General features: G+C 59.4%; 26 protein-coding genes. 8 read left to right on the forward strand and 18 right to left on the reverse strand.

Annotated elements, in window-relative coordinates:
• Positions 1-6: 6 nt before the first annotated feature.
• Positions 7-822 carry an SDR family NAD(P)-dependent oxidoreductase gene (locus RM533_RS08775; protein WP_311340857.1) on the forward strand — a complete coding sequence of 272 codons (816 nt, stop codon included), beginning with the start codon at positions 7-9 and terminating at the stop codon, positions 820-822.
• On the opposite strand, the gene RM533_RS08780 is transcribed toward RM533_RS08775, so the two are convergent.
• Genes RM533_RS08780 through RM533_RS08835 form a run of 12 tightly spaced genes read right to left on the reverse strand, consistent with a single transcriptional unit; the run spans position 819 to position 9533 of the window.
• The gene (locus RM533_RS08780; protein ID WP_311340858.1) at positions 819-1361 is read right to left on the reverse strand and encodes a VOC family protein; all 543 of its coding nucleotides are present in this window, start codon (positions 1359-1361) and stop codon (positions 819-821) included. The two genes, RM533_RS08775 and RM533_RS08780, sit on opposite strands and share 4 nt — an antisense overlap.
• Positions 1351-2604, reverse strand: a complete 1254-nt coding sequence (locus tag RM533_RS08785) for a hypothetical protein (protein ID WP_311340859.1) — start codon at positions 2602-2604, stop codon at positions 1351-1353. Before RM533_RS08785 ends, RM533_RS08780 begins: the two co-directional genes overlap by 11 nt.
• Positions 2601-3377, reverse strand: coding sequence for an SDR family NAD(P)-dependent oxidoreductase (locus RM533_RS08790; protein WP_311340860.1), 777 nt, complete (start codon positions 3375-3377; stop codon positions 2601-2603). Before RM533_RS08790 ends, RM533_RS08785 begins: the two co-directional genes overlap by 4 nt.
• The gene (locus tag RM533_RS08795; protein WP_311340861.1) at positions 3374-4543 is read right to left on the reverse strand and encodes a sulfotransferase family protein; all 1170 of its coding nucleotides are present in this window, start codon (positions 4541-4543) and stop codon (positions 3374-3376) included. Before RM533_RS08795 ends, RM533_RS08790 begins: the two co-directional genes overlap by 4 nt.
• Entirely contained in the window at positions 4540-5343 is an 804-nt protein-coding gene (locus RM533_RS08800) for an SDR family NAD(P)-dependent oxidoreductase (protein ID WP_311340862.1), read from the reverse strand. Before RM533_RS08800 ends, RM533_RS08795 begins: the two co-directional genes overlap by 4 nt.
• Before the next feature lie 4 nt (positions 5344-5347).
• Complete coding sequence (locus RM533_RS08805; protein ID WP_311340863.1) at positions 5348-6172, reverse strand: SDR family NAD(P)-dependent oxidoreductase; 825 nt, start codon at positions 6170-6172, stop codon at positions 5348-5350.
• A gap of 3 nt (positions 6173-6175) precedes the next feature.
• Positions 6176-6562 (reverse strand): carboxymuconolactone decarboxylase family protein, encoded by a 387-nt coding sequence (locus RM533_RS08810; protein ID WP_311340864.1) that lies wholly within the window; start codon positions 6560-6562, stop codon positions 6176-6178.
• A complete protein-coding gene (locus tag RM533_RS08815; protein ID WP_311340865.1) occupies positions 6562-7446 on the reverse strand; it encodes an NAD(P)-dependent oxidoreductase in 885 nt (294 codons plus the stop codon). The genes RM533_RS08810 and RM533_RS08815 overlap by 1 nt, the downstream gene beginning before the upstream one ends.
• Positions 7443-8231 carry a tyrosine-protein phosphatase gene (locus tag RM533_RS08820; RefSeq protein ID WP_311340866.1) on the reverse strand — a complete coding sequence of 263 codons (789 nt, stop codon included), beginning with the start codon at positions 8229-8231 and terminating at the stop codon, positions 7443-7445. Before RM533_RS08820 ends, RM533_RS08815 begins: the two co-directional genes overlap by 4 nt.
• A complete protein-coding gene (locus RM533_RS08825; protein WP_311340867.1) occupies positions 8228-8551 on the reverse strand; it encodes a hypothetical protein in 324 nt (107 codons plus the stop codon). Before RM533_RS08825 ends, RM533_RS08820 begins: the two co-directional genes overlap by 4 nt.
• Positions 8536-8736, reverse strand: a complete 201-nt coding sequence (locus RM533_RS08830) for a hypothetical protein (protein WP_311340868.1) — start codon at positions 8734-8736, stop codon at positions 8536-8538. Before RM533_RS08830 ends, RM533_RS08825 begins: the two co-directional genes overlap by 16 nt.
• A gap of 11 nt (positions 8737-8747) precedes the next feature.
• Complete coding sequence (locus tag RM533_RS08835) at positions 8748-9533, reverse strand: SDR family NAD(P)-dependent oxidoreductase (RefSeq protein ID WP_311340869.1); 786 nt, start codon at positions 9531-9533, stop codon at positions 8748-8750.
• A gap of 136 nt (positions 9534-9669) precedes the next feature.
• Between RM533_RS08835 and RM533_RS08840 the strand changes: the two genes are divergently transcribed.
• From RM533_RS08840 to RM533_RS08855, 4 genes are read left to right on the forward strand one after another with little or no spacing between them, the layout of a single operon-like run.
• Positions 9670-10938, forward strand: a complete 1269-nt coding sequence (locus RM533_RS08840) for a sulfotransferase family protein (protein WP_311340870.1) — start codon at positions 9670-9672, stop codon at positions 10936-10938.
• A 19-nt stretch (positions 10939-10957) separates the two neighbouring features.
• A complete protein-coding gene (locus RM533_RS08845) occupies positions 10958-11275 on the forward strand; it encodes a 2Fe-2S iron-sulfur cluster-binding protein (RefSeq protein ID WP_311340871.1) in 318 nt (105 codons plus the stop codon).
• A 2-nt stretch (positions 11276-11277) separates the two neighbouring features.
• Entirely contained in the window at positions 11278-11658 is a 381-nt protein-coding gene (locus RM533_RS08850; RefSeq protein WP_311340872.1) for a limonene-1,2-epoxide hydrolase family protein, read from the forward strand.
• Positions 11659-12690 (forward strand): LLM class flavin-dependent oxidoreductase, encoded by a 1032-nt coding sequence (locus RM533_RS08855; RefSeq protein WP_311340873.1) that lies wholly within the window; start codon positions 11659-11661, stop codon positions 12688-12690. It begins immediately after the preceding gene.
• 15 nt (positions 12691-12705) lie between these two features.
• Here the strand turns inward: RM533_RS08855 and RM533_RS08860 are convergent, their stop codons facing one another.
• Entirely contained in the window at positions 12706-13401 is a 696-nt protein-coding gene (locus RM533_RS08860; RefSeq protein WP_311340874.1) for a TetR/AcrR family transcriptional regulator, read from the reverse strand.
• Positions 13402-13477: 76 nt separating this feature from the next.
• On the opposite strand from RM533_RS08860, the gene RM533_RS08865 reads away from it, so the two are divergent.
• From RM533_RS08865 to RM533_RS08875, 3 genes are read left to right on the forward strand one after another with little or no spacing between them, the layout of a single operon-like run.
• Positions 13478-14401: a Rieske 2Fe-2S domain-containing protein gene (locus RM533_RS08865; protein WP_311340875.1), complete on the forward strand. Its 924-nt coding sequence runs from the start codon at positions 13478-13480 to the stop codon at positions 14399-14401.
• A 30-nt stretch (positions 14402-14431) separates the two neighbouring features.
• Entirely contained in the window at positions 14432-15499 is a 1068-nt protein-coding gene (locus tag RM533_RS08870) for an oxygenase (RefSeq protein WP_311340876.1), read from the forward strand.
• The gene (locus RM533_RS08875; protein ID WP_311340877.1) at positions 15496-16554 is read left to right on the forward strand and encodes an LLM class flavin-dependent oxidoreductase; all 1059 of its coding nucleotides are present in this window, start codon (positions 15496-15498) and stop codon (positions 16552-16554) included. Before RM533_RS08870 ends, RM533_RS08875 begins: the two co-directional genes overlap by 4 nt.
• A gap of 65 nt (positions 16555-16619) precedes the next feature.
• Here the strand turns inward: RM533_RS08875 and RM533_RS08880 are convergent, their stop codons facing one another.
• The 5 genes from RM533_RS08880 to RM533_RS08900 are packed head-to-tail and all read right to left on the reverse strand — an operon-like array spanning position 16620 to position 19927.
• Positions 16620-17462: an SDR family NAD(P)-dependent oxidoreductase gene (locus tag RM533_RS08880; protein WP_311340878.1), complete on the reverse strand. Its 843-nt coding sequence runs from the start codon at positions 17460-17462 to the stop codon at positions 16620-16622.
• Positions 17459-19105: an FAD-dependent oxidoreductase gene (locus tag RM533_RS08885; RefSeq protein WP_311340879.1), complete on the reverse strand. Its 1647-nt coding sequence runs from the start codon at positions 19103-19105 to the stop codon at positions 17459-17461. The genes RM533_RS08880 and RM533_RS08885 overlap by 4 nt, the downstream gene beginning before the upstream one ends.
• Positions 19106-19116: 11 nt before the next feature.
• On the reverse strand, positions 19117-19275 hold the full coding sequence (locus RM533_RS08890) for a hypothetical protein (protein ID WP_311340880.1): 159 nt from the start codon (positions 19273-19275) through the stop codon (positions 19117-19119).
• Positions 19272-19538: a limonene-1,2-epoxide hydrolase family protein gene (locus RM533_RS08895; protein WP_311340881.1), complete on the reverse strand. Its 267-nt coding sequence runs from the start codon at positions 19536-19538 to the stop codon at positions 19272-19274. Before RM533_RS08895 ends, RM533_RS08890 begins: the two co-directional genes overlap by 4 nt.
• Complete coding sequence (locus RM533_RS08900; RefSeq protein WP_311340882.1) at positions 19535-19927, reverse strand: nuclear transport factor 2 family protein; 393 nt, start codon at positions 19925-19927, stop codon at positions 19535-19537. Before RM533_RS08900 ends, RM533_RS08895 begins: the two co-directional genes overlap by 4 nt.
• Positions 19928-19935 lie beyond the last annotated feature (8 nt).

The following is a 19935-nucleotide window of genomic DNA, read 5'->3' on the forward strand; positions in this document are numbered from 1 at the left end:
GGACCCATGACTGGACGGCTTCAAGACAGGATTGCCATCGTAACCGGGGCAGCAGGCGGTATCGGTGCAGCATCCGCCAGGCGGCTGGCATCGGAAGGTGCAACTGTCGTGCTAGGCGATATCGATGCCGATGCGGCAGGGGCTGTTGCGCAGGACATTGCCGGCGCAACAGCCCTGCCGCTGGATCTGACAGACGAGGATTCGGTACGCGAACTCGCACAGCGGGTGATTGCGGATTTCGGCCGGATCGACATCCTGCACAACAACGCGGCTATCCAGAATGATGCACAGCGCCAATCCGATCTCGATGTCATCAACCTCGATGTGGACGCATGGGACCGGGCGATGGCCGTGAATGTGCGCGGGGCGATGCTGATGAGCAAATATGCCCTGCCCCACATGATCGAACGCAAACGCGGGTCGATCATTCACAGCGCGTCGGGTTTCGGTGTACAGGGCGAAGCGACGCTGACTGCCTATGGCTCTTCAAAAGCTGCGCTGATCCAGCTTAACCGCATGATCGCCACGCAATATGGCAAACAGGGCGTGCGCTCCAACTGCATGGTGATCGGTTTCGTGCTGACACCGCTGGCAGAGGAGTCGACGCCGTCCGTAGTCAAGGACATACTCCTGTCGCACCATCTTACGCCGCGACTGGGACAGGCAGATGACGTCGCCAATCTGGTGGCATTTCTCGCCAGCGACGAAAGCGAATTCATCACTGGCGCCGCGATCCCCATCGATGGCGGCGTGACCGCGCATCAGCCAAGCTATGCCGATTTCCAGAAGATGTTCGCCGAAATGGGAAGCGGAAAGCTTTAGGGCGCCAGTTCTGCCAACCGGTCCATACTGCGCACCGGATCGGTCATCCCGTCCCATTGCTGGTGTGCCTTTTCCATCAGGGAAAGACTGCCCAGCATTGCGTCCGAAAGTTCCATCAACTCGGTGTAATAGCCGTGCGAGGCGAAAGTATCGAACAGGCAGAAGCGCTCACCCGCCGGCATCACCCCGCTATAGGCAACCCGATAGCCTGCAGCAGTAAGTCGCGCTGACGCCTTGTCGAAATCGGTGCGCGGCATGATGTGATGCAATCCCTCCCCGCGCGCCTCGAGAAAATCCAGGAAAGGCGAGGCTCCGTCATTCGTCTGCTCGAGCAATTCAATCAAAACGCCACCGGAGAAGCCAAAGCCCACGCGCATCGAAACCCGGGTGGGCTCGCCATAGTACAACTGGCCCGGAAGAACGGGCACATCGAATACGAAGAAAGGACCGGCCCCGAGCTCCTGCGTCCAGTGCTCCAGCGCCGTTTCCATGTTCTCAACGACGTGGCACAGTTCGACGATCGATCCCTCAGCCTGCATCGGGCCAGCCCGTCTTGCTCGTTCGCTGCGCAAAGGCTTCCGCTCGCTCTGCAATCTGCGCCCGCCGTCCGGCAAGGTCGATGACTGCAATGTCGTCTGGCAGCCCACCAATCGTCGTGAGCCTCACCTCGCGGATCATGCTGGAAAGGTCTGCATCGGCAGGTACGCCCTGCCAGCGGGCCAGCATCCAGCCTTCATGCATTCCGCAAGTATCGATCCAGTTCGCTACGCCCGGATCGACCAGTGCGAGAACGTAGGTTACAGTACCGTCCGCATGGGGCACCACTTGCCCTTTGTTGAGACTGGCGAGCCGCAACATGGGATCCGGTGCGATTGTCCAGGGATCGGTAATCTGGAAACCAGTGTAATAGCTGTCTACCGGATCGAGCGTAACCAGCAGCACTTCGTCATCAGCAAGTTCAAAACGTCCGCCCGCCAGATAACCCCAGTTTCCGTCGCGCCCGTTGGGGCCGACCAGTTGATTGGGCTTCGGAAAGCCGAGAAAGTCATCCTTGAAGCCGCGCCAGAAACGCACCCAGGCGGGCATGTCTACGATGATCGCAGCGGCAATCTCGTCTTCGTCGCGCGCCCTCCAGCCACCGGGCGGATCGAGGCGCGCGACAGCGACTTCGGCCGGCAACTGGTTCCAGTCGCACTGGCTGTCACGGGTATAGATCTGGATACGACCGGGTCGCGATTGCAGGTGTAGCGGTCCGCCCTTTTCCGGCCCCACGGTCACCGACACCCGCCCCTCGCCATCGCAATGCGGCCTCAGGTCCTGTAACGTCAGCGCACCGATATTGTGGCCGAGCCCGGCGTGATGTTCAGGCTCCATCTCGATCACAACGCTGAACTGCGGGGGATTTGCTGAAAAGCGCAGGTCGATACGGTACTGTCCATCGCCGTCGATAGGGATTTCCCGATTGAAATTATCGGGATTGTCCACGGCCACTGCCGCGCCATGATAAACGTGCCCGAACCACCGGCGCGGCGGATTGGACACGTTCCAAGTGACGAGCGGATCGGCGGTGTCGCCATTGGCTTCGCGCATGGCCAGTGCCAGCACCCACTGATCCAGCGCGCGGTCGAGTCCCAGGTTGCCATCAATGGTCGCTGCTGCCGGGTCATTCAGCATGCCCTGGCGCGCTTGTTCACGGGCAGCTCTTACATCCGCACGCTCTATCAGGCGCAACGCCAGCTTTTCTGCGGCTTCCTGATCGGGAGTATAAAGCGGATTGCTCATGCGATGGTGCCGACCCGGCCACCCTCGACAAAAATCGTGCTCCCGGTGGTGTAGCTCGATGCGTTGCTGGCCAGCAGTATGGCTGCGCCCACGGCTTCGTCAGCAGCGCCGAAACGCTTGATGGCATTGCGCTCCGCCAGCCCCAAGCCCTTGTGGATTTCGGCTTCCTGTCCATCCGGGCTCATCGATCCTACGCACAGCGCGTTGACCCGTGTGTGAGGTGCAAGCGCCTTGGCGAGGCTGCGCGTGAGAAAGGCCAGCGCCGCCTTGCTGACGCCATAGGCAACAGCGGGGGGTATAGGCGTGAAACCGCCGCAACTCTGCACCGAGATGATGATGCCATTGCCATGCGCTTCCATGTCTGTTGCGGTAAGTTCGGCCAGACGCCAGGTAGCCATCACATTGACGTCCATCGCCGTCTTCCACACCTCGTCGGTATTAGCCCAGAGTCCGCCGTCAGCCGCGTAAACAACGCCGGCCGCAGCATTGTTGAAAACGACGTGGACCGGGCCGAAAGCTTCGCGCGCCCTGGCTACCAGGTTTTCCAGATCGGCACGTTCGCCCGCATCGGCTGCCACGGCCAGGGCGCGGCCGCCATCCCGTCCATTGATCTCCTCCGCGATCCTGACAAGCCGATCCTGCGAGCGCGCGGAGATGACGACATTGGCGCCCAGCTCGGCATAGGCCTTTGCAACGTGCTCTCCCAAGCCGGGTCCAACACCTGTCAGGATAACGTTTCGTCCATCAAGACGGAAACGGTCGAGTACGTTCATGCGGGCCTCCCCAGAAGATGGCCGAAGCGATCATAATATTCCGCCATGCGCTCGCGCAGTTCCGCCACGTCAATATCGTATTCTTCGGGTGAATGCCTGTGTTTGCCCATGCGCTTGGCAGCAGGATTGTCGACCAGAAAGCGGTCGATCCGTCTTGCGTGTTCGTCCTGGAAAGGCAGACCGAAATTGTCATAAATGCGACGGATGGCCGCCTTCGGATCGGCCACCACATCCTTATGCGCCAGGTCTATGATCCGGTCGTCGATCGCCGGGTCGGCCCGCGCAGCCAGGGCGCGGTTCATCGCGGCGATCCATGTCTCCACCACATCGCGCCCAATGGCCGACTTGTCCTTGTCACCGCCGAATGCGGCAAGGAACCCGGCAATGAAGCTCGATAGGGAAGAGAAAGTCAGCGCAGGATCGCGGTGTGTCCAGACCAGCATCGCTCCGGGATAGGCCTCTAGCAGGGCCGGCAAATCGAACAGGTGCTGCGGGGATTTCAGTGTCCAGCGCCCTTTCGGCCCTTTCCATTGAAAGTTCTGCAGCAATCGCTTGTGCGACACATATTGTCCCGGCGCATCGCTGCCACGCAACCAGTCGGCATAATCCGGCACGCCCAATTCAGCAGGAAAATTGGTGCTGGCGAAGTGAAATTGCATGCCATGGTTGCATTCGCCCGGCTGTGTGCAATCGAAGCGCTGTATATCCAGCAGTTGCGGCGCATGGTCGAGCCAGTTGTCATACATGGCCGTCACCTGGCCGATGCGCGGATCGCTGTCGAAAGTCGCGGCATCTGTCGGTGGCCAAGGGATATACCATTCCCATTCACGCGGTGCCCGGGCTTCCGGATCGAGGCACAGCAGATCATAGGTGATCGTGGTTCCCGTGCGCGGCAGGCCGATCACGATCAGCGGATCGCCAACGTCCTGCTGCGCAATTTCCGGGTGCTTTCGATCATCTTCGGTAAACCGCAATCGCGTGGAAAGCTGGCCGACGATATTGTGCGTGGCGAGTTTGCGCAGCTCATCGTTCGGCTGCATGGCCTCTACCGCCGCCACCAATTTCTCGAATCCTTCGCGCCAGCCGGTGTCGGGTCCGAAGTCGGACAGGCCCGTCGATTTGCGCGCCGCCGCCTCGAGGCCCGCCACGGTCAGCCCATCGCTCATGAGAGATGCTTTTCCATCATGTCGAGCAGATCGGCGTAATGCGGCTGGTGCGACAGACCGCCGCCCGAAATGGAGATGTTCTCGCCGGTGATATAGCGGCTCTCGTCTGACGCCAGGAAGGCGACCAGGGCTGCAATATCGTCAGGCACGCCGAATTCTGGCGTAAGAATATGACGTTGGATTACTTCCTTCAACCCGGGAACCGTGGCTTCGAGCGCAGGCGTGAGTACGACGCCGGGAGCGATCGAATTGCAGCGAATGTTCTGCTTGCCATATTGCGTGGCGACATATTTCGACAATGTGATGATGGCGCCTTTTGACGCCCCGTAGGCAACACGCGCAAGATCGCCGGCCACGCCGCTGTTGGATGCAGTATTGATGATCGAGCCGCCCCCGCGCGACAGCATATGCGGAATGGCATATTTGCATCCCAGCAGATAACCGCGCAGGTTGATGTCGATAATCTCGTCCCAGATTTCGATCGGAATATCGACCGGTGTGGTGTCTTGCGGATGCTTCTCCGGATCGGTCATCGCGGCATTGTTGTGGAGGATATCCAGTCCGCCGAAATGATCGACCGTCGCATTGACCATCGCTTCTATCGATGCAGGATCGATTGCGTCGAATTGCACCGCCAGCGCAGCATCGCCTAGCGGCTCCGCGGCATTCTTGGCGCTTTCTTCGAACACGTCGGCAATCGCCACCTTGCCGCCTTCCTGCACGATCCGGCGGGCAACGGCTGATCCGATCCCTCCGCCACCGCCGGTGACAATGGCTACCTTCCCCTCAAGCCTGCGCATTGCTTTACCCTTCCGTGAATGTCTTGTTGAATTCGACAAAACCGATGAGCCGGGCCTTGCGATCGGCCTCTATTTGCGGCTGCTTTTCTGCGCCCGGCCCGTCCGGAATGATCTGGATGGGTTCTCCCGCCAGCAATCCGGCCAGCGCGTTGTGTGTGACATCGGCGGGATCGAAGGTGTCCCATGTATTGAAGCTTTCGGGAACCGTTCGCAACAAGGTGGGCGTGCGCATTATCGGCGCGGCGACACCAAGCACATCTATCCCGCGATCGTGGTATTCTCCCCAGAGCGATTCAGCGAAATTGATCTCGAAGGCCTTCGTTGCCGAATACATCGCGAGATTGGGTTGTCCGCCCAGCCCCGCGCCCGATGCCATCACGATGATCCCGCCCCGGCCTCGATCGAGTAGGCGCTTGCCAAACCCGTTGGTAGCATCGATCAGCGTGGTGATGTTCATCCGCACCAGCCGGTGCGCGGCATCGGTGCTGTCCTCGAAGAAGGCGGAAAAACCATCCGCACCCGCGTTCGAGATGTACAGCCCCACGTCGAGGTCTTCCGTAGCCTCGACGATGTTCAAGCCAGCACCGTCTTCGGTAAGGTCCTGCGCGATGGCGCGGTAGGAAATGCGATGCTCTTCTACCAGCTCAGCGCCGAGCTTCTCCAGCGCCGCTTGCCTGCGAGAAACCAGGACGAGGTTCATGCCTGTTTCCGCAAGCTTCCGCGCAAAGCATTCGCCCGTGCCCTCTGAAGCTCCCGCGATAACGGCCCACGGGCCGAATCTCCGGCGAAAAGCCTCGCTATCCAGCGGCAGGCGGGGAAGATCGCGCATCGCCTATTTCTCCTTCTTCATTTCCGCGAAACGGGCCTTGGCCGCCTCGATCCCGCGAAACACGGCAGTGGTGTTCCCGGCACCTGCGTAAAAGAGCAGAAACAGTGGGATCTGGTCCAGCTGTTCGTCGGTGAATTCCTCGTTCACGAGGGCGCCGGTCATTTGGATTTCCACCAGATCCGCCCGGCCCAGCATCGCCGTGGCACCCAACACCATCAAACGCTTATCGCGAATCGAAAACGCCTCGTTGCCCCAGCAGTTGGCAAATTGGTTGCCCACGATTTCCTGGTTGAACGGCGTGTCCTTGAACGGTTCCAACATGGCCGACGTGCCTGGACCGTAGACCGCGTCGAAAACTTCCAGGCCCTTTTCCCAATTCTTGTCACTCATCATTTCACTCCTTGTAGAGTTGGTTGGTCGAGCGGCTGGCCTTGGGGATATTCCAGGCCGGATGTGGACTTTGCATTGTCGCGGATCAGTTCCACCATCGGCAGTTGCATACCGAATTTGGCGGCTTCTTCTATCGCGACTTCCAGATCCTTGACCATCAATCCCATGAAGTAGTTGCGAATGCCGGTCTCCTGCTCGTTCCCTTCCGGTTCGGGCCTGACCATCATGGCCAGCGCGCCTTCCAGGCCGCCACCTGCATCCGGATCGCCCGACAATGCCTGACGCAGCTGGCCCAGATCGACGCCATAGTTGCGTGCGATCACGGCACCTTCATAACCGGCGCGCATGCAGCCGAAATAGGTCGTGTTGCGGGCGATCTTGGCCGCCATTCCGGCGCCGGGGCCGCCCATGTGTATGACTTCGCCCGCGAAGCCATCGAAGATCGGCTGGGCCTTCGCCATGTCCTCATCGCTGCCGCCAGCAAGACAGATCAGTCCGTTCTCGCCCGATTTCGGACCGTTGGTGACGCCGCAATCGATAAGGGTAACGCCCGCCTCGGCGCACATTTTCTGTGACTGCTCCAGGTCCTTCATCGCGATGGTGGACAGCAGGATCACCGTCAGCCCCGGTTTCCCGGCCGCCAGCACGCCATCCGGACCAGATAGGACGGCAAGCGCCTGCTCTCCATTTAGGACGGCGATCAGCACGCAATCTGACGTCGCAGCCAGTTCCTTCGGCGTGGCCGACATCGGCGGAGCGCCGGGAACGCGTTCGGCAGCTTCGGCGCGCACATCGTAGATGGCCGAAAGCTGGCCCGAACGCTGCAGGCATTGCGCAACGCCGCCGCCAATACCGCCAAGGCCAATTACACCGCCTGTTTTCATGCTGTTTCTCCTTCGTTTGATGCCGCAAGATCCTTCGAAACGAGGAGGTTTCGCAGCTTGATTTGCTTGTCTTCACCAAGACCCGACTGCGCAAGGTAGCGCGCCACGTTCTGGTGCTTGTTTTCGATCTGGTCCCATGCCGTTTGCAGATATTGAGGTCGAACACCGATCAGCGCATCGACTTGCGATGGACTGGGCATGAAGCCGAAGCTTGAGCGAAAGCCATTTTCCAGCGATCCGCTGCGGCGCAGGTTCTCACCGAATATCACGGATTGGCTATAATCGTGGAGGATGACGTCTCGCGGCGTTCCGAGCATCTCCAGCAGAATTGCGATGGCGACGCCTGTGCGATCCTTGCCCGCGGTGCAATTCACCAAGGCCGGCCTGCCCTCCAGCAGACAGTCGCCAATGGTTTTCCAGTGCGGGGCAAGGGCATCGGGAATTTCGCTATAGGTTTCGCACATGATATCGACAGCCAGCTGAACATCGTTACCAAGGCTCAGACGCTCCCGACCGTCATTGCCGAAGACCCGCAAATCCGCGTTGACATCTAGCCCCAGCCATCGGCAATTTTCGTCATGCCAGTCATGCGGGTCCTTCTCCCGCTCGCCGGCAGAGCGGAGATCGAAGATATAGCCAATCTCCAGCGACCTGAGGCGGGCATGGTGGTCAGGCGCGAAATTGGCCGGACCCTCCCCCCGAAAAAGCGCGCCTTTGCGTATTGTCCCGCCCTCGGCCTGAAGGCCGCCGATATCCCGGAAATTGAGTTGGTCCAGTTCCATCATCTCTGCCCAGGACAAACGGGAATTGCGGAAGCAAGCTGTTCGTAGAGACCGGCATCGTACCAGACATGCTCAAGGTAATGACCCAGTGCCGCTCGCTCGTCGGTATAGGTGTAGCGCATGACATCGCCTAGCGCCCCGCGCCAGACCACAGGGTGCGCCGTTGGGTCGAGCGAAGCCATGTAATCCTCGAAATCGGCCAGATCACCTTCAATCCGCAATGCGGCATGATGGAACCGCATTGCGAAGCTGCCATCGTCGGGAAGTACCTCTGCATGCAGGGGCGCCTGCAATGGCAGTGGCTCGATCAGTTCGATCTCCACCCCCCGACATTGGCGAGCGCGATTTTCATACGGTATTCGGGATAGGCAACGAGGCCCGGCATATCGTTCTCGAATACATAGAATTCGGGCACTGCGTATTCTTCGCGCCAGATGGCCAGCGCCCGGTCCAGATCATTGGTCACATAGGCATTTTGGGCGTGCCTTGCCTGTGGACGGGAAAACATGAACGGCGCTCCTAGTTGTTGAACATCTTGCCGCCGTCGATCACCAGCGTATCGCCGGTGTGATAGCGCGACAGATCGCTGGCGAGATAGACCACGGCGCCCCACAGATCGTCCGGCAATCCCGCCCGCCCGATCGGCGCCTTCGCGGCGATGGCATCCGACATGGCCTTGCCGACCTCCGGGTCCTTCATGGTCATTTCCGTGACGATGAAACCGGGCGCGATGACATTGCAGCGGACACCGTGCGGCCCCAGTTCAGCGGCCAGTCCTTTTGCAAGGCCAGCCAGTGCGCCTTTTGCCGCGCCATAATGCACCAGAGTCGGCACGCCCTGAAATATCGCCCCGCTACCGCACAGGATCATGGAACCTCCGGGATCGCCCGCCTCGGCGCGCGCGACCATGTGTCTTGCCACCTCGCGCAAGGTGAACACCACGCCGTGCTGGTTGACCTTCATCAGCGTCTCATAGGTCTCCGCGTCCATATCGACGAAGGGCTTCGGATTGGCGATTCCGGCATTGGCGACAACCGTGTCTATGCGGCCCATCGCGGCGATTGCTTCGGCCACGCCGTCAACGATCTGTTTTTCATCGGATACGTCCACCGCGGCGCAATGGACCTTCGCGCCCAGCGCCCTTAGCTTTTCTGCCGCCTGTTCGTTCGCATCCTTGCGCCTGCCCCAGATGACTAGGTCGCTCCCGGCCCGCGCCAGGCCTTCGGCGAAACCGAAACCCAGGCCGGAATTCGCACCGGTGACAAGCGACACATTCCCCGTCAGATCGAACAGCTTTTCTGCCATGGTCCCTTATCCTCTCGCCGAAGAGGTCTAAACTTCTCCATCACCTGCGCAGCATATCTTTCGGTAGGGCAAAGTTTGCGTCACACTCCTTTTACGGAAATGCGAAGCGGAATTACCGCATGAGAGGACGTAAACGGTGGGCCAGACCGGCAAGGGGCAAATTTTCGAGATTACCGACATGCGCTCGCCGGTGTTGAGCGAAGCGCAGGAAGCGGCACTTGCAGGGGCAGCGCAGGCGGACCTCGATTTCTCCTCCAAGGCGATTCTGGCGGCCGCCAGTAAGCAAACGGGGCTCGACGACTTCGGATCGATGGATTTTGTCGAGCGGCTGGACCTGTGGTGCGAATGCGTGGAGGAAGACGAGTTCCTCTCCGCGGTCGGTCGCGCGGCGCTGTGGAGCATGTTCGTGCGCTATGCCTCGGATCGGTTGCGGGTGGAGGACATCTGGAAACGGCATCCCGAGATTCTGGACATCGAGATCGATCGGCCCATCATCGTCGCCGGGCCGCCGCGCTCGGGCACTACTCACCTGCTTGGCCTGCTTTCGGCCGACGAGCGGCTTCGTTCCCTGCCTTGGTGGGAAGCCATTGCCCCTGTCCCCACGGCTGAAGACGAACCGACAAGTGATGATCCCAATCCGCGCTGGACCAAGGCGCAGGCGGGATGGGAGCAGCAGGAAGCGATCCTGCCGATGATGAGTTACATGCACGAATTTTCGCCCGATTATATCAGCGAGGATATCGAACTTCAGGCGCTCGATTTCTCATCCTACCTGATCGAGTGGATGGCCATGGTTCCCAAATGGCGTGATTACTACCTGAGCCACGACCAGAGCGGCACCTATGCCTATCTGAAGAAGGGGCTTCAGGTTCTTACATTCTTGAAAGGCCCCAACCGCTGGGTCATAAAATGTCCGCAGCACATGGAACAGCTGCCGGTGCTGTACAAGAGCTTCCCCGACGCCACATTCGTCATCACACATCGCGACCCGGTCGGATCGATCCGCTCGACGATGTCAATGTCTCTATATGCTTCCCGCGTACTGCGCACGAAAAGCGATCCCGAGGAACCCAAGAACTACTGGATCGACCGTTACAAGACCCTGATGTCGCGCTGCGTAAGGGATCGCGAATGCCTGCCCGAAGATCAGGCTATCGACGTCTATTTCCACGAATGGATTAAGGACCCGGACCCGATCCTCAAAGAAATTTATTCCAAGGCTGGCCTCCCACTGGACGAGAAGACGGTGCGAACGCTCCATCAGTACCACCAGGATCATAGTCCGGCCGCCAAAGGCAAGGTCAGGTTCGATCTGGAGCGTGATTTCGATCTGACGCCGGAAGATATTCGCACGAAATTCCAGTTTTACTTCGACCGCTTTCCGGTCGAAGTCGAAGTCAAATAACATCAATACGGAGTAACAAATGCCTAAGATCAACGTGGTGGACCGTTCTGGCACAAGCAAGGAAGTGGAAGCCGAAACCGGTATGACGCTCATGGAAATCATCCGTGACGATGGTTTCGACGAACTTCTTGCCCTTTGCGGGGGCTGCTGTTCCTGCGCCACCTGCCATGTCCACGTGGATCCGGCCTTTGCCAGCAAGCTGCCGGAACTTGGCGAGGACGAAAGCGACCTGCTCGACAGTTCCGATCATCGCAACGAGACCTCGCGCCTTTCCTGCCAGATCGAAATGACAGACGAACTCGACGGGGTGACTGTCACGATCGCGCAAGAAGACTGAGCATGGCCAATGCGCAAGCCGAAGTGCTGGCATTCTTCAATGAATGGCAGCCTACCCTGGGGGACATGCTCGCCTCGATGGAGAGGCGTTTCACCGCGCAGACCGTGTGGGAAAATGTCGGCATATCGAAGACCACCGGCTTTGCCGAGGCGAAGGCCTTCATGGACGGTTTTGCGCAGATGTATCCGATCGAAAGCGGTGAAGTGATTGTCCATCATGTCGCTTCGACCGGCAATGTCGTGCTGACGGAACGAACCGACACATTCTATGACAAGGACGGCAAGCAGATCGTCTCGCTCCAACTCATGGGCATCTTCGAAATGGATGGTGAAAAGATCTTGTCTTGGCGCGACTATTTCGACACCGTGAAGGGCTTCGGCTGAATGTTCGCTGGCAAGAGGGTGTGGGCGCAACTCCCGGTGCTTCCCGCACAGGACCTCGTGCCGCTGGTGCAGAAGTGGGAGGCGGACGGCATCGAGGGGGTGTGGGTACCGCAGATTTTCGGCCTCCCCCAGGTCACGCTGGCGGCGGCGGCGGCGGTCACCAGGCGGATCAAGCTGGGCAGCGGCATCGCTCTCGCCTTCACCCGCAGCCCGCTGGAGACCGCATGCAGCGTGATCGACCTCGATCACATCAGCAATGGCCGCGCGGTGCTGGGCCTCGGATCGAGCGCGCAGAGCCAGATCGAGGGTAGCTTCGGCATGTCCTACGGCAAGCCGCTGGCGCATATGCGTGAGGTCGTAAGCCAGGTGCGCGCGGTGATCGGAAAGGGGCACACGGGCGAATTGCAGCTGCTCGAAGGGGAATATACCACGCTGGACCTCTCGCATTTTCGCCTGACCGGCCCCTCCCGGCGTTCGGTGGTTCCAATCTACCTGCCGGCAATCTTTGAAAAGGCCTGTGCCCAGGCTGGCGAGATTGCTGATGGATTGCTGGGTCACCCGCTCTGGACCACGCAATGGATCCACGAAAAGGTCGATACGAACTTGCGGAAGGGACTGGAGAAGGCGGGAAAAAAGCGATCCGAATTCGATCTCAACCTGATGATTTTCGCCGTCATCAACGATGATCGCGAGGAAGCCATCAATGATGCCCGCGCGAATATCGCATTCTATACCCAGTCTCCGCAGTACCTTCGCTATTTCGAGGCAATCGGCTTCGGCGCGGAGGCGTTGGCGATCCATGAGGCTTTCTCGCGGCAGAATTTCGCGGCCATGTCGCAAGCCTGCCCGGACGAAATGGTGCGCGCGATTACAATTCTCGGTTCGGCCGAGGAGGTGGAAGCGCAAGTGCTGGATCGCGCACGGTTTGCCGATTCCATCACGCCCGTCGTTCCGCAGTTCGGTATAGAAGACAGCAAGTCGGCGGTCTATCGAGACCGCATCGCCGATCTGTTCTTCTCGGCAAGCGACTGAATGACCGCAGGCGGATTAGTCCGAGAAAAGCCCCGCCAGCAGGAATTCCGCCATGGTGTCCGCGCGTTCCTCCAGCCCCGGCTTGCCAGAACCCTCCAAAGGCGGGTCCGGCAGCAGACCTTCATACAACGGAGTAAGCGAGAAATACGACCCCACGCCGTGGACAAGCAGCGCCAGAAGCGCAGCCGAGCCGATAGGCCTCAACCGCGTGCGGGAAGAGACATGCGTCAGCAAGTCTTGCAAGCGGCGCTGGAAGGGAAGAGTGAAACGCTCGGTCAGATAAATGAGCCGCCAGCTGGCCGCACGCCCTTCTTGCTGGCTAATCGCTACGATATCGGAATTGATGATCGCCCAGCGACAGAAACGCCGGACGAGGTCGCGCAATTGCTCTTCCGGTAGGCGGGCCGGGTCGAAAGCGATCTCCACTTCACGTGCAGCTTCCGACAGGCGCCATTCGACCGAGGCTTTCCAGAGTTCCGATTTCTTGCCGAACCGCACGTTCAGCAGATTGTGGCTTACGCCGATCTCGCGGGCCATCCCGCGCATTGTCGCGGCTTCATAGCCATAGGTCGCAAACATACGGAAAGCCGTGCGCAGCAGTGAAGCCTCGTCGAGCGAATCTCGCGTGTCCGCGCGGGGGCGCCCCCTGCCGCGCTCCCGCTTCCCGCTTCCATTCACCTTATCCAGACGCGTTTCTGGCGTGACTTCCATGCACATTCATTGACAAATAAATTGTCATGCGTCAATTTATTTGTCATAAGCTCTATTTGGGAGATGTGAGTCGAATATGACCGAAGCTGTCTGGTGGGCCGTGGCCCGCTCCGAGGAAGTTAGTGCGGACAAGCCGCTCAATGTCGACCTGGGGGACCAGCCGATCGTTCTCTGGCGTAATGCGAACGGTGTCGTGCGCGCCCTGGAAGATCGCTGCCCCCACCGGCGTGCCCCGCTCTCTCTGGGCTGCATTCTTGGCTCGGGCGCGATCCAGTGCGGTTATCATGGCTGGACTTACGACGGCGAAACCGGCCGGCTGATCAACATCCCGAACCTGAAGGGCGAGCGCAAATATCCGCCGGTCTACAAGGCGAAGCCTTTCGGCGTGCACGAGAGCGGCGGTTTTGTGCGCATCTGCACCGATGTAAAAGCACCGCCTCCCGCTGATGATGGCGATGCCCTTCCCATGTCGGGCACGGCGACCGTCGCTCTGCAGCACGAACAATACGTGGATGCGCTGTTCGATGATCCATCGCTCCTGATTTCGATCAAGGGCGTTCGCTTTTCGCCATACCTGTTTGCCGAGCTTACGGAGCAGGAGGGCCAGCTCATGCTGGAACGTTCCTGCCAGTGGGCGTCGCCGCACTGGCCCGCGCCTTTCTCGTCCGAGTTCCCACTCAGCCTGCGGATAGCCAGCGATGCGGTGACCGGGGAAACCGATCTCACGCTTCTCGATGACGAATTCAATCTGTTGCTTCATGCAACACTCGCCCCGGTGCCTGCGGCGCGCGGCGTTACGCAGGTGCGCTGGCGCGCAGTGCTCTCACCCGAACGTTCGGGTCTTCAATCGAAGATTTTGGGTTTCGGAACACCGCTCAAGGTTCACGAGAACATCGATGGTGCCGCGCTGCGCGTGCTTAAGCCGTCCGCATCAATCCATGCAAGCGACCTGCGCGAGAAGATCGCTGCGCGCAGCGCCCCCCAAGACGAAGTCGCCTGAAGCAGAGCGATCCAGACCGAGGATAAACTCATGCTCGATATTTTTGAAAAGCCCGAACCCAAGACGCACGATGATCCGATAACCTCGGACCCGCGCGAATTCGCCTCTAGGGTCAATGCCTGGATGCCGCACGACCTCATGCTTACCGACGCATGGTTTCCGCTGGCACATAGCTTTGCGGTCGACAAAAAGCCGGTTCGCCGTGCTGTATATTCCCAGCCGTTCTTCCTGTGGCGCGATGCGAATGGCAATGTCATCGCAGCAGAAACGCACCCCAATGACATGCTGGCTGCGACGAAAAGCGAATATACCGACGCCGACGGTCGCTATCCGGTGATCGAGAAATACGGCTACATATGGGGTTGGCTCGGCAATCCGGACAATGCCGCACCGGAGCATATTCCCAGCATTCCCTACCTGCCTGAAGGCGGCGGGCTGCCGCGGCACATGCTCGGCACGGTACGGTTCGATTGCTGCGCGCCGCTCAGCCTGGAAAACCTGATCGACCTGACCCATGCCGATTTCATCCATGCCGATGTCGTCGGCGACGAGAAGATGGATTCCGAAAAGGTCGAGGTGTTTCATGATAGCGAGACCATCACGATGGTGCGCACCTGTGTAAACAAGTCCGTCGCACCGATCATGAAAGTGTTCGGCGGCGTGCGCGACGATGTGCAGCAGGTCCGGCAGGTCATCCGCATCTATCTGCGTAGCCATGCGGCCATTGCCTACGGTCGCTTCAGTCCGGGCGACAATGTGCAACTGTTCCATCCCTGCGTGCCCGAAACCCGTGACCGCACGCGGCTGGACTACGCGATGAATACGTCCAACGTGAAAAAGACCAATCCTTTCCGATACATAATGCCCAAGGCGAGCTACAAGGTCTCGCGACAGGACAGTTCCATGACCTCGCCGCAGAGCCCGCGCTACATGCGGCCCGAAAAGCGCAAGGACCTGCATTCGCCGCTGGACGAGGCAGGCCAGAAGTATCGTGTGCTGATGCTTGCCTTGGCAGAAAGACAGGCGAACGGTGACTATGCCTATCGCGATAACGTCAGTGCCGATTGCAGCGATGTCATTGGATACGATGCCAAATGACAAGGGTGACAAATGCGGTAGGGGGTAAACGCAAGTGGTGGGGCGTGATGCCGGTCCTTCCAGCCCCTGCAATGGGCGGCATGGCGAAGCAGATGGAGCAGGTGGGCTTCGAAGGGGTCTTCTCGCTTCAAATTTATGGCGCCCCCTTCGTGCCGATGGCTGCCGTTGCCGCAATGACCGATACGCTGAAAGTGTCTACCGGCATTGCAGTCGCCGGAACGCGCAGCCCCGTAGAAACGGCCTACAACGCGATTGAATGCGATACGATCAGCGAAGGTCGGTTCATACTTGGACTGGGCACGTCGCTGCATAGCGCGCTGGAAGGTATTTACGGGGAACCGCATCGCAAGTTGCTGACGCACTTGCGCGAGGTGGTGAAGATCGTGCGCTATGTGAACGCCAACAGTCACAAGGAAATGGAACCGCTTCACGGCGAGTATTATGACCTTGAATGGACCGAGAAGATGCAAACCGCGCCGCCCCTGCGCGAGAATATCCCGATCTGGATTGCCGCGCTCAAGGACAAGCTGACCAGCATGACCCTCGAGATCGGCGACGGACTGATGGTCCATGCACTGTGGACGGTTAATTACACCGTGCAGAAGGATGATTTCATCCGGTCTGAACTGGCCCGCTTTGGCCGAAAGCGCGAGGATATCGAAATCAACGCATGGCCATGGATCGCGATCAATGAAGACAAACAGCAGGCCATCGAAGACAGTCGGGCCACCGTGGCGGGCTATGCCGGTTACAAGGAATACGAGGACTTCTTCGATTCCATCGGCTTTGGCGATCTCGCTCGCGACTGCCAGCTTGCCGCAGGCGAGCATGGCGATGTTTCCGGCGTGATCGACAAGGTCAGCGACGACATGGTGCAGGCTTTCGTCAAATGCGGCCCGATTGACGAGGTGCTCGAACAGATCGAGCCATTCTGGGGTGTAGTAGATTCGCTTTGTCCGATGACCCCCTACCGCAACCTGTCGATGGAGCAGCTAACCAGGTATAACGAGGGTCTGTTCGCGATGGTTGCGGAGGCAAAGCGCCGCGAAGGCTGAGGCCAGCGCTTCTGCGCAATGTGTACGGATAAGCACGGTTCTGTCCGGATTAGAACTGGCCTTCGCTATTGTCCTGCTTTCGCAACCAGGTCTTCACTGATCTGCCACAACCGCTCTGCGCCTTCGTGGCTTCGGGCCGCGCGGGTCAGAATGCCTGGCTTGCGCTTGACGAAATACTGCCCATTCGCTTCCGGTGTTCCGCCGCGAGCCAGCCACAATATCGTGTCTGCTCCTTGCTTGGGTGTAATCGAGAACGGGCGGCCGAAAATATACAGCAGCTTCACCTTGATGCCGCTCTCGGCGTCGAAATTGGTTCGGACAAGACCGGGATGGACCGCGTTGGCGCGAACTCCATCGGCTTCAATCCGCCGGGCCAGGGCGCGCACATGTAGGATGTTGGCGAGCTTGGACTGCGTGTAGGCATCGCTTTCGCTGAATTTTCGGACCTGTTGAAGGTCGTCCCATTTCATGTCTTTGATGAACTTGTGGGCCACCGATGCGGTGTTGATGACTTGCGATCCTGGTGCCGCCGCCTTTAGCAAGGGCAGCAAACGTTTGGTCAACAGGAACGCTGCAAGGTGGTTGGTCGCAAAGCACTGCTCCAGCCCATCGACAGTTTCGACATGTTCGACGGGCGTAAAGCCGGCATTGTTGACGAGGACATCGATTTTGGTGATCAATCGCCCTGTTTCAGCGGCGAAATCTGAGACGTTCTTCATCACCGAAAGGTCGGCCAACAGCATGTCGACTTTCGCATTGGGCGCGTTCGACCGGATTTCTGCCAGCGCGGCCTCCGCGCGTTCAGGATTGCGCCCCTGGGCAATCACGCGCCAGCCATCGCGCGCCAATTCCCGCGCGACGACCAGGCCAATCCCGGAACTGGCACCTGTTATGACTGCGGTCTTCAAGCCGACACGCTTCTCCCTGCGATGTATCCCGTTACGAGTGCCGGGCCGACATTGCAGCCGTGCGCGGGCGACTTGCCTTGCCAGATGGAATTGGCATCCAGGCCCGCGGCCCAGAGACCGGGAATGGGTTGCCCGTCCTCGCCCTTAACCCGACATTGCGCATCGATCTTCACACCGACGGTTGTCGAGCCATCGCCCGGAAATATCTGGATGGCGAAGTAAGGGCCCTTGCCCAAGGGGCCGAAACATGGGTTTGGCTTGTGGTTGGCGTCGCCGATTTCCTGGTCGATCAGTGTATCGCCTTTGCCGAAGGCGGTGTCCTTGCCCGTGGCAGCATCTGCATCGACCTTGGCCTCAGTCGCTTCCAGCCCTTCCGGATCGACCCCGATCTGCGCGGCCAGCTGAGCCAGCGTATTGCCTTTTTTCATATAGCCCGATGCAACCAGTTCCTTGATCTTGCTGCCGCCGGGCAATGACAGGCCAAGGCCATATTTCTTCACGTTCCTTGAATTGGATATGATCCATGCAGGAATATTGCCGGTCGCGTGCATGTCTTCCACGAAATGCACGCTGGCCTCGTTGGCGAAGCGTTTTCCGTCCGTTCCCACTGCGATGCAACCGGGCTTGGACATATCGATAAGATGAGCATAGCGTTCGACATAACCATCGTCTCGCGTCCTGCTGGATACAACGGCCCACACTGCGTTGGCATGATTATCCGCCCCGATCACGGCGCCCGAGGCAGTTGCGGCATGAATACCGTCACCGGTATTCTCATATGGCAGGATCGAGATGTGCTGCTCGGGAAAGGGGATATACTCCTTGCGCATCTGTTCGTTGGCAGAAAAGCCGCCAGCAGCCAGCACCACCCCCTTCGTTGCGGAAACCTTCGTTTGCTCGCCGGCTATCGTCGTCACCACGCCGACGACCCGACCATCCTCGACCAGCAGCTTCTCAACCGGTGCACCGTTGTAGAGATCGACGCCAGCATCCAGCACAGAACGGTACAGGCGGGCCATCAGGGCATTGCCCATCGTCAGGCGCGATCCGCGACCCAGCCTCTTCTTGTCGAGTGCGAAGCGGGCGGCGATCTTGGCCATGTGCCACAGCGCGCCGGGGCGCGGGAGTTTCTCGATATAGGGCAGATCGAAGAGGTCGATCATCATTCCGCCCGGTGCGTTGAATTCCGCGCGCGGCTTTGCATGGCTGTCGAGAAAGGGACCAAGTTCCTTGCCGTCATATTCGGCTGGCGCCAGCAACCGCCCCTCATGCATCGCGCCTTCTACTTCGGGATACCAGTCGCTGGAAGGTGGCGAGAGAAGGAACTCGACTGAACTGTTGGCCTCAAGCCAGTTCACCATTTCCGGACCGGTCTCTATATAGGCCTCGATCAACTCGCGCTCCGCACGATCGCCCACCACGGCAAGGCAGTAGTCGAGCGCTTTCTGCCTGCTGTCGTCCACACCGGCCTTCACGGCATGCGGACTCTCGGGAATCCAGATGCCTCCGCCAGATATCGCGGTCGTCCCGCCGAAATGCGATGCTTTCTCCAACACGGCAACCTTGTGACCGGCCTTCGCGGCGACCAGAGCTGCCGTCATGCCTGCGCCGCCTGATCCCATAACCACTACGTCATAATGCATCGTAATTTCCCTCAAGCACACATGATCGACCGCATGGCCTTGTCATTGATCCCCAAAAGGCCCGCGCAATCCAGCCCATCGCAGTATTCGCGCCAGGAAACGATCCTGCCCGCCTCGTCCAGGTCGAACACACCCACCACATCGTTAGTGGTTTCCCGCCCGTCCTTCACTGGCGGCAGGTGTCCACCCGCTCGGTAAAAACCGTCGATCCGGACGCCGCGAAATCGAGTATCTTGCAGGCACATTCGTCATACAGCTCGTACTGCCGTTCAAGTTCGCCGCATATTGCGTCGGCACCTTCACGCACCGGCGCGATCGGCACGATGGGCTGATGATGGGCATTGTCGGCCAGCATTGAGCGCACTGCGGCAATATCCAGTTTGCGCGTATGGAAAAGCGAGAGGAAGTTCCTGACCGTGCGTTCCGCAGTCATGCGCCGTCTCCCTGCCCACCGAAGAATGCCGCCACCTTGCCGGTGTCCAAATATTCGCGACCGTGAACGATCTTGCCATCCTTAATCACGAACAGGTCGTGATATTCATTGGCGTAGACGCGCTCGCCGAATTTCATTTCGGATCGCACCTCTGCTGCAACCGTGTCACCTTCTGCCACCAGGCCAATGATATCGACTGCGCGTGACGATGCTGACAGCAGCATCTCCTCGACCGCCCGCGTATAGGATTCCCGCGATATTTCGCCCGATCCAATGATCCACCAGGTGCAATCCCGAGCCTGCAGGTTCTTGATCGTATCGAGCTCGCCCGTTTCGACAGCACCGAGGAAACGGCGCACGATATCCTTGTTTCGTTCTTCCTGGTTCATCCGTTTTC

The organism is Croceicoccus esteveae (assembly GCF_031846435.1).
Taxonomy (GTDB): Bacteria; Pseudomonadota; Alphaproteobacteria; order Sphingomonadales; family Sphingomonadaceae; genus Croceicoccus; species Croceicoccus esteveae.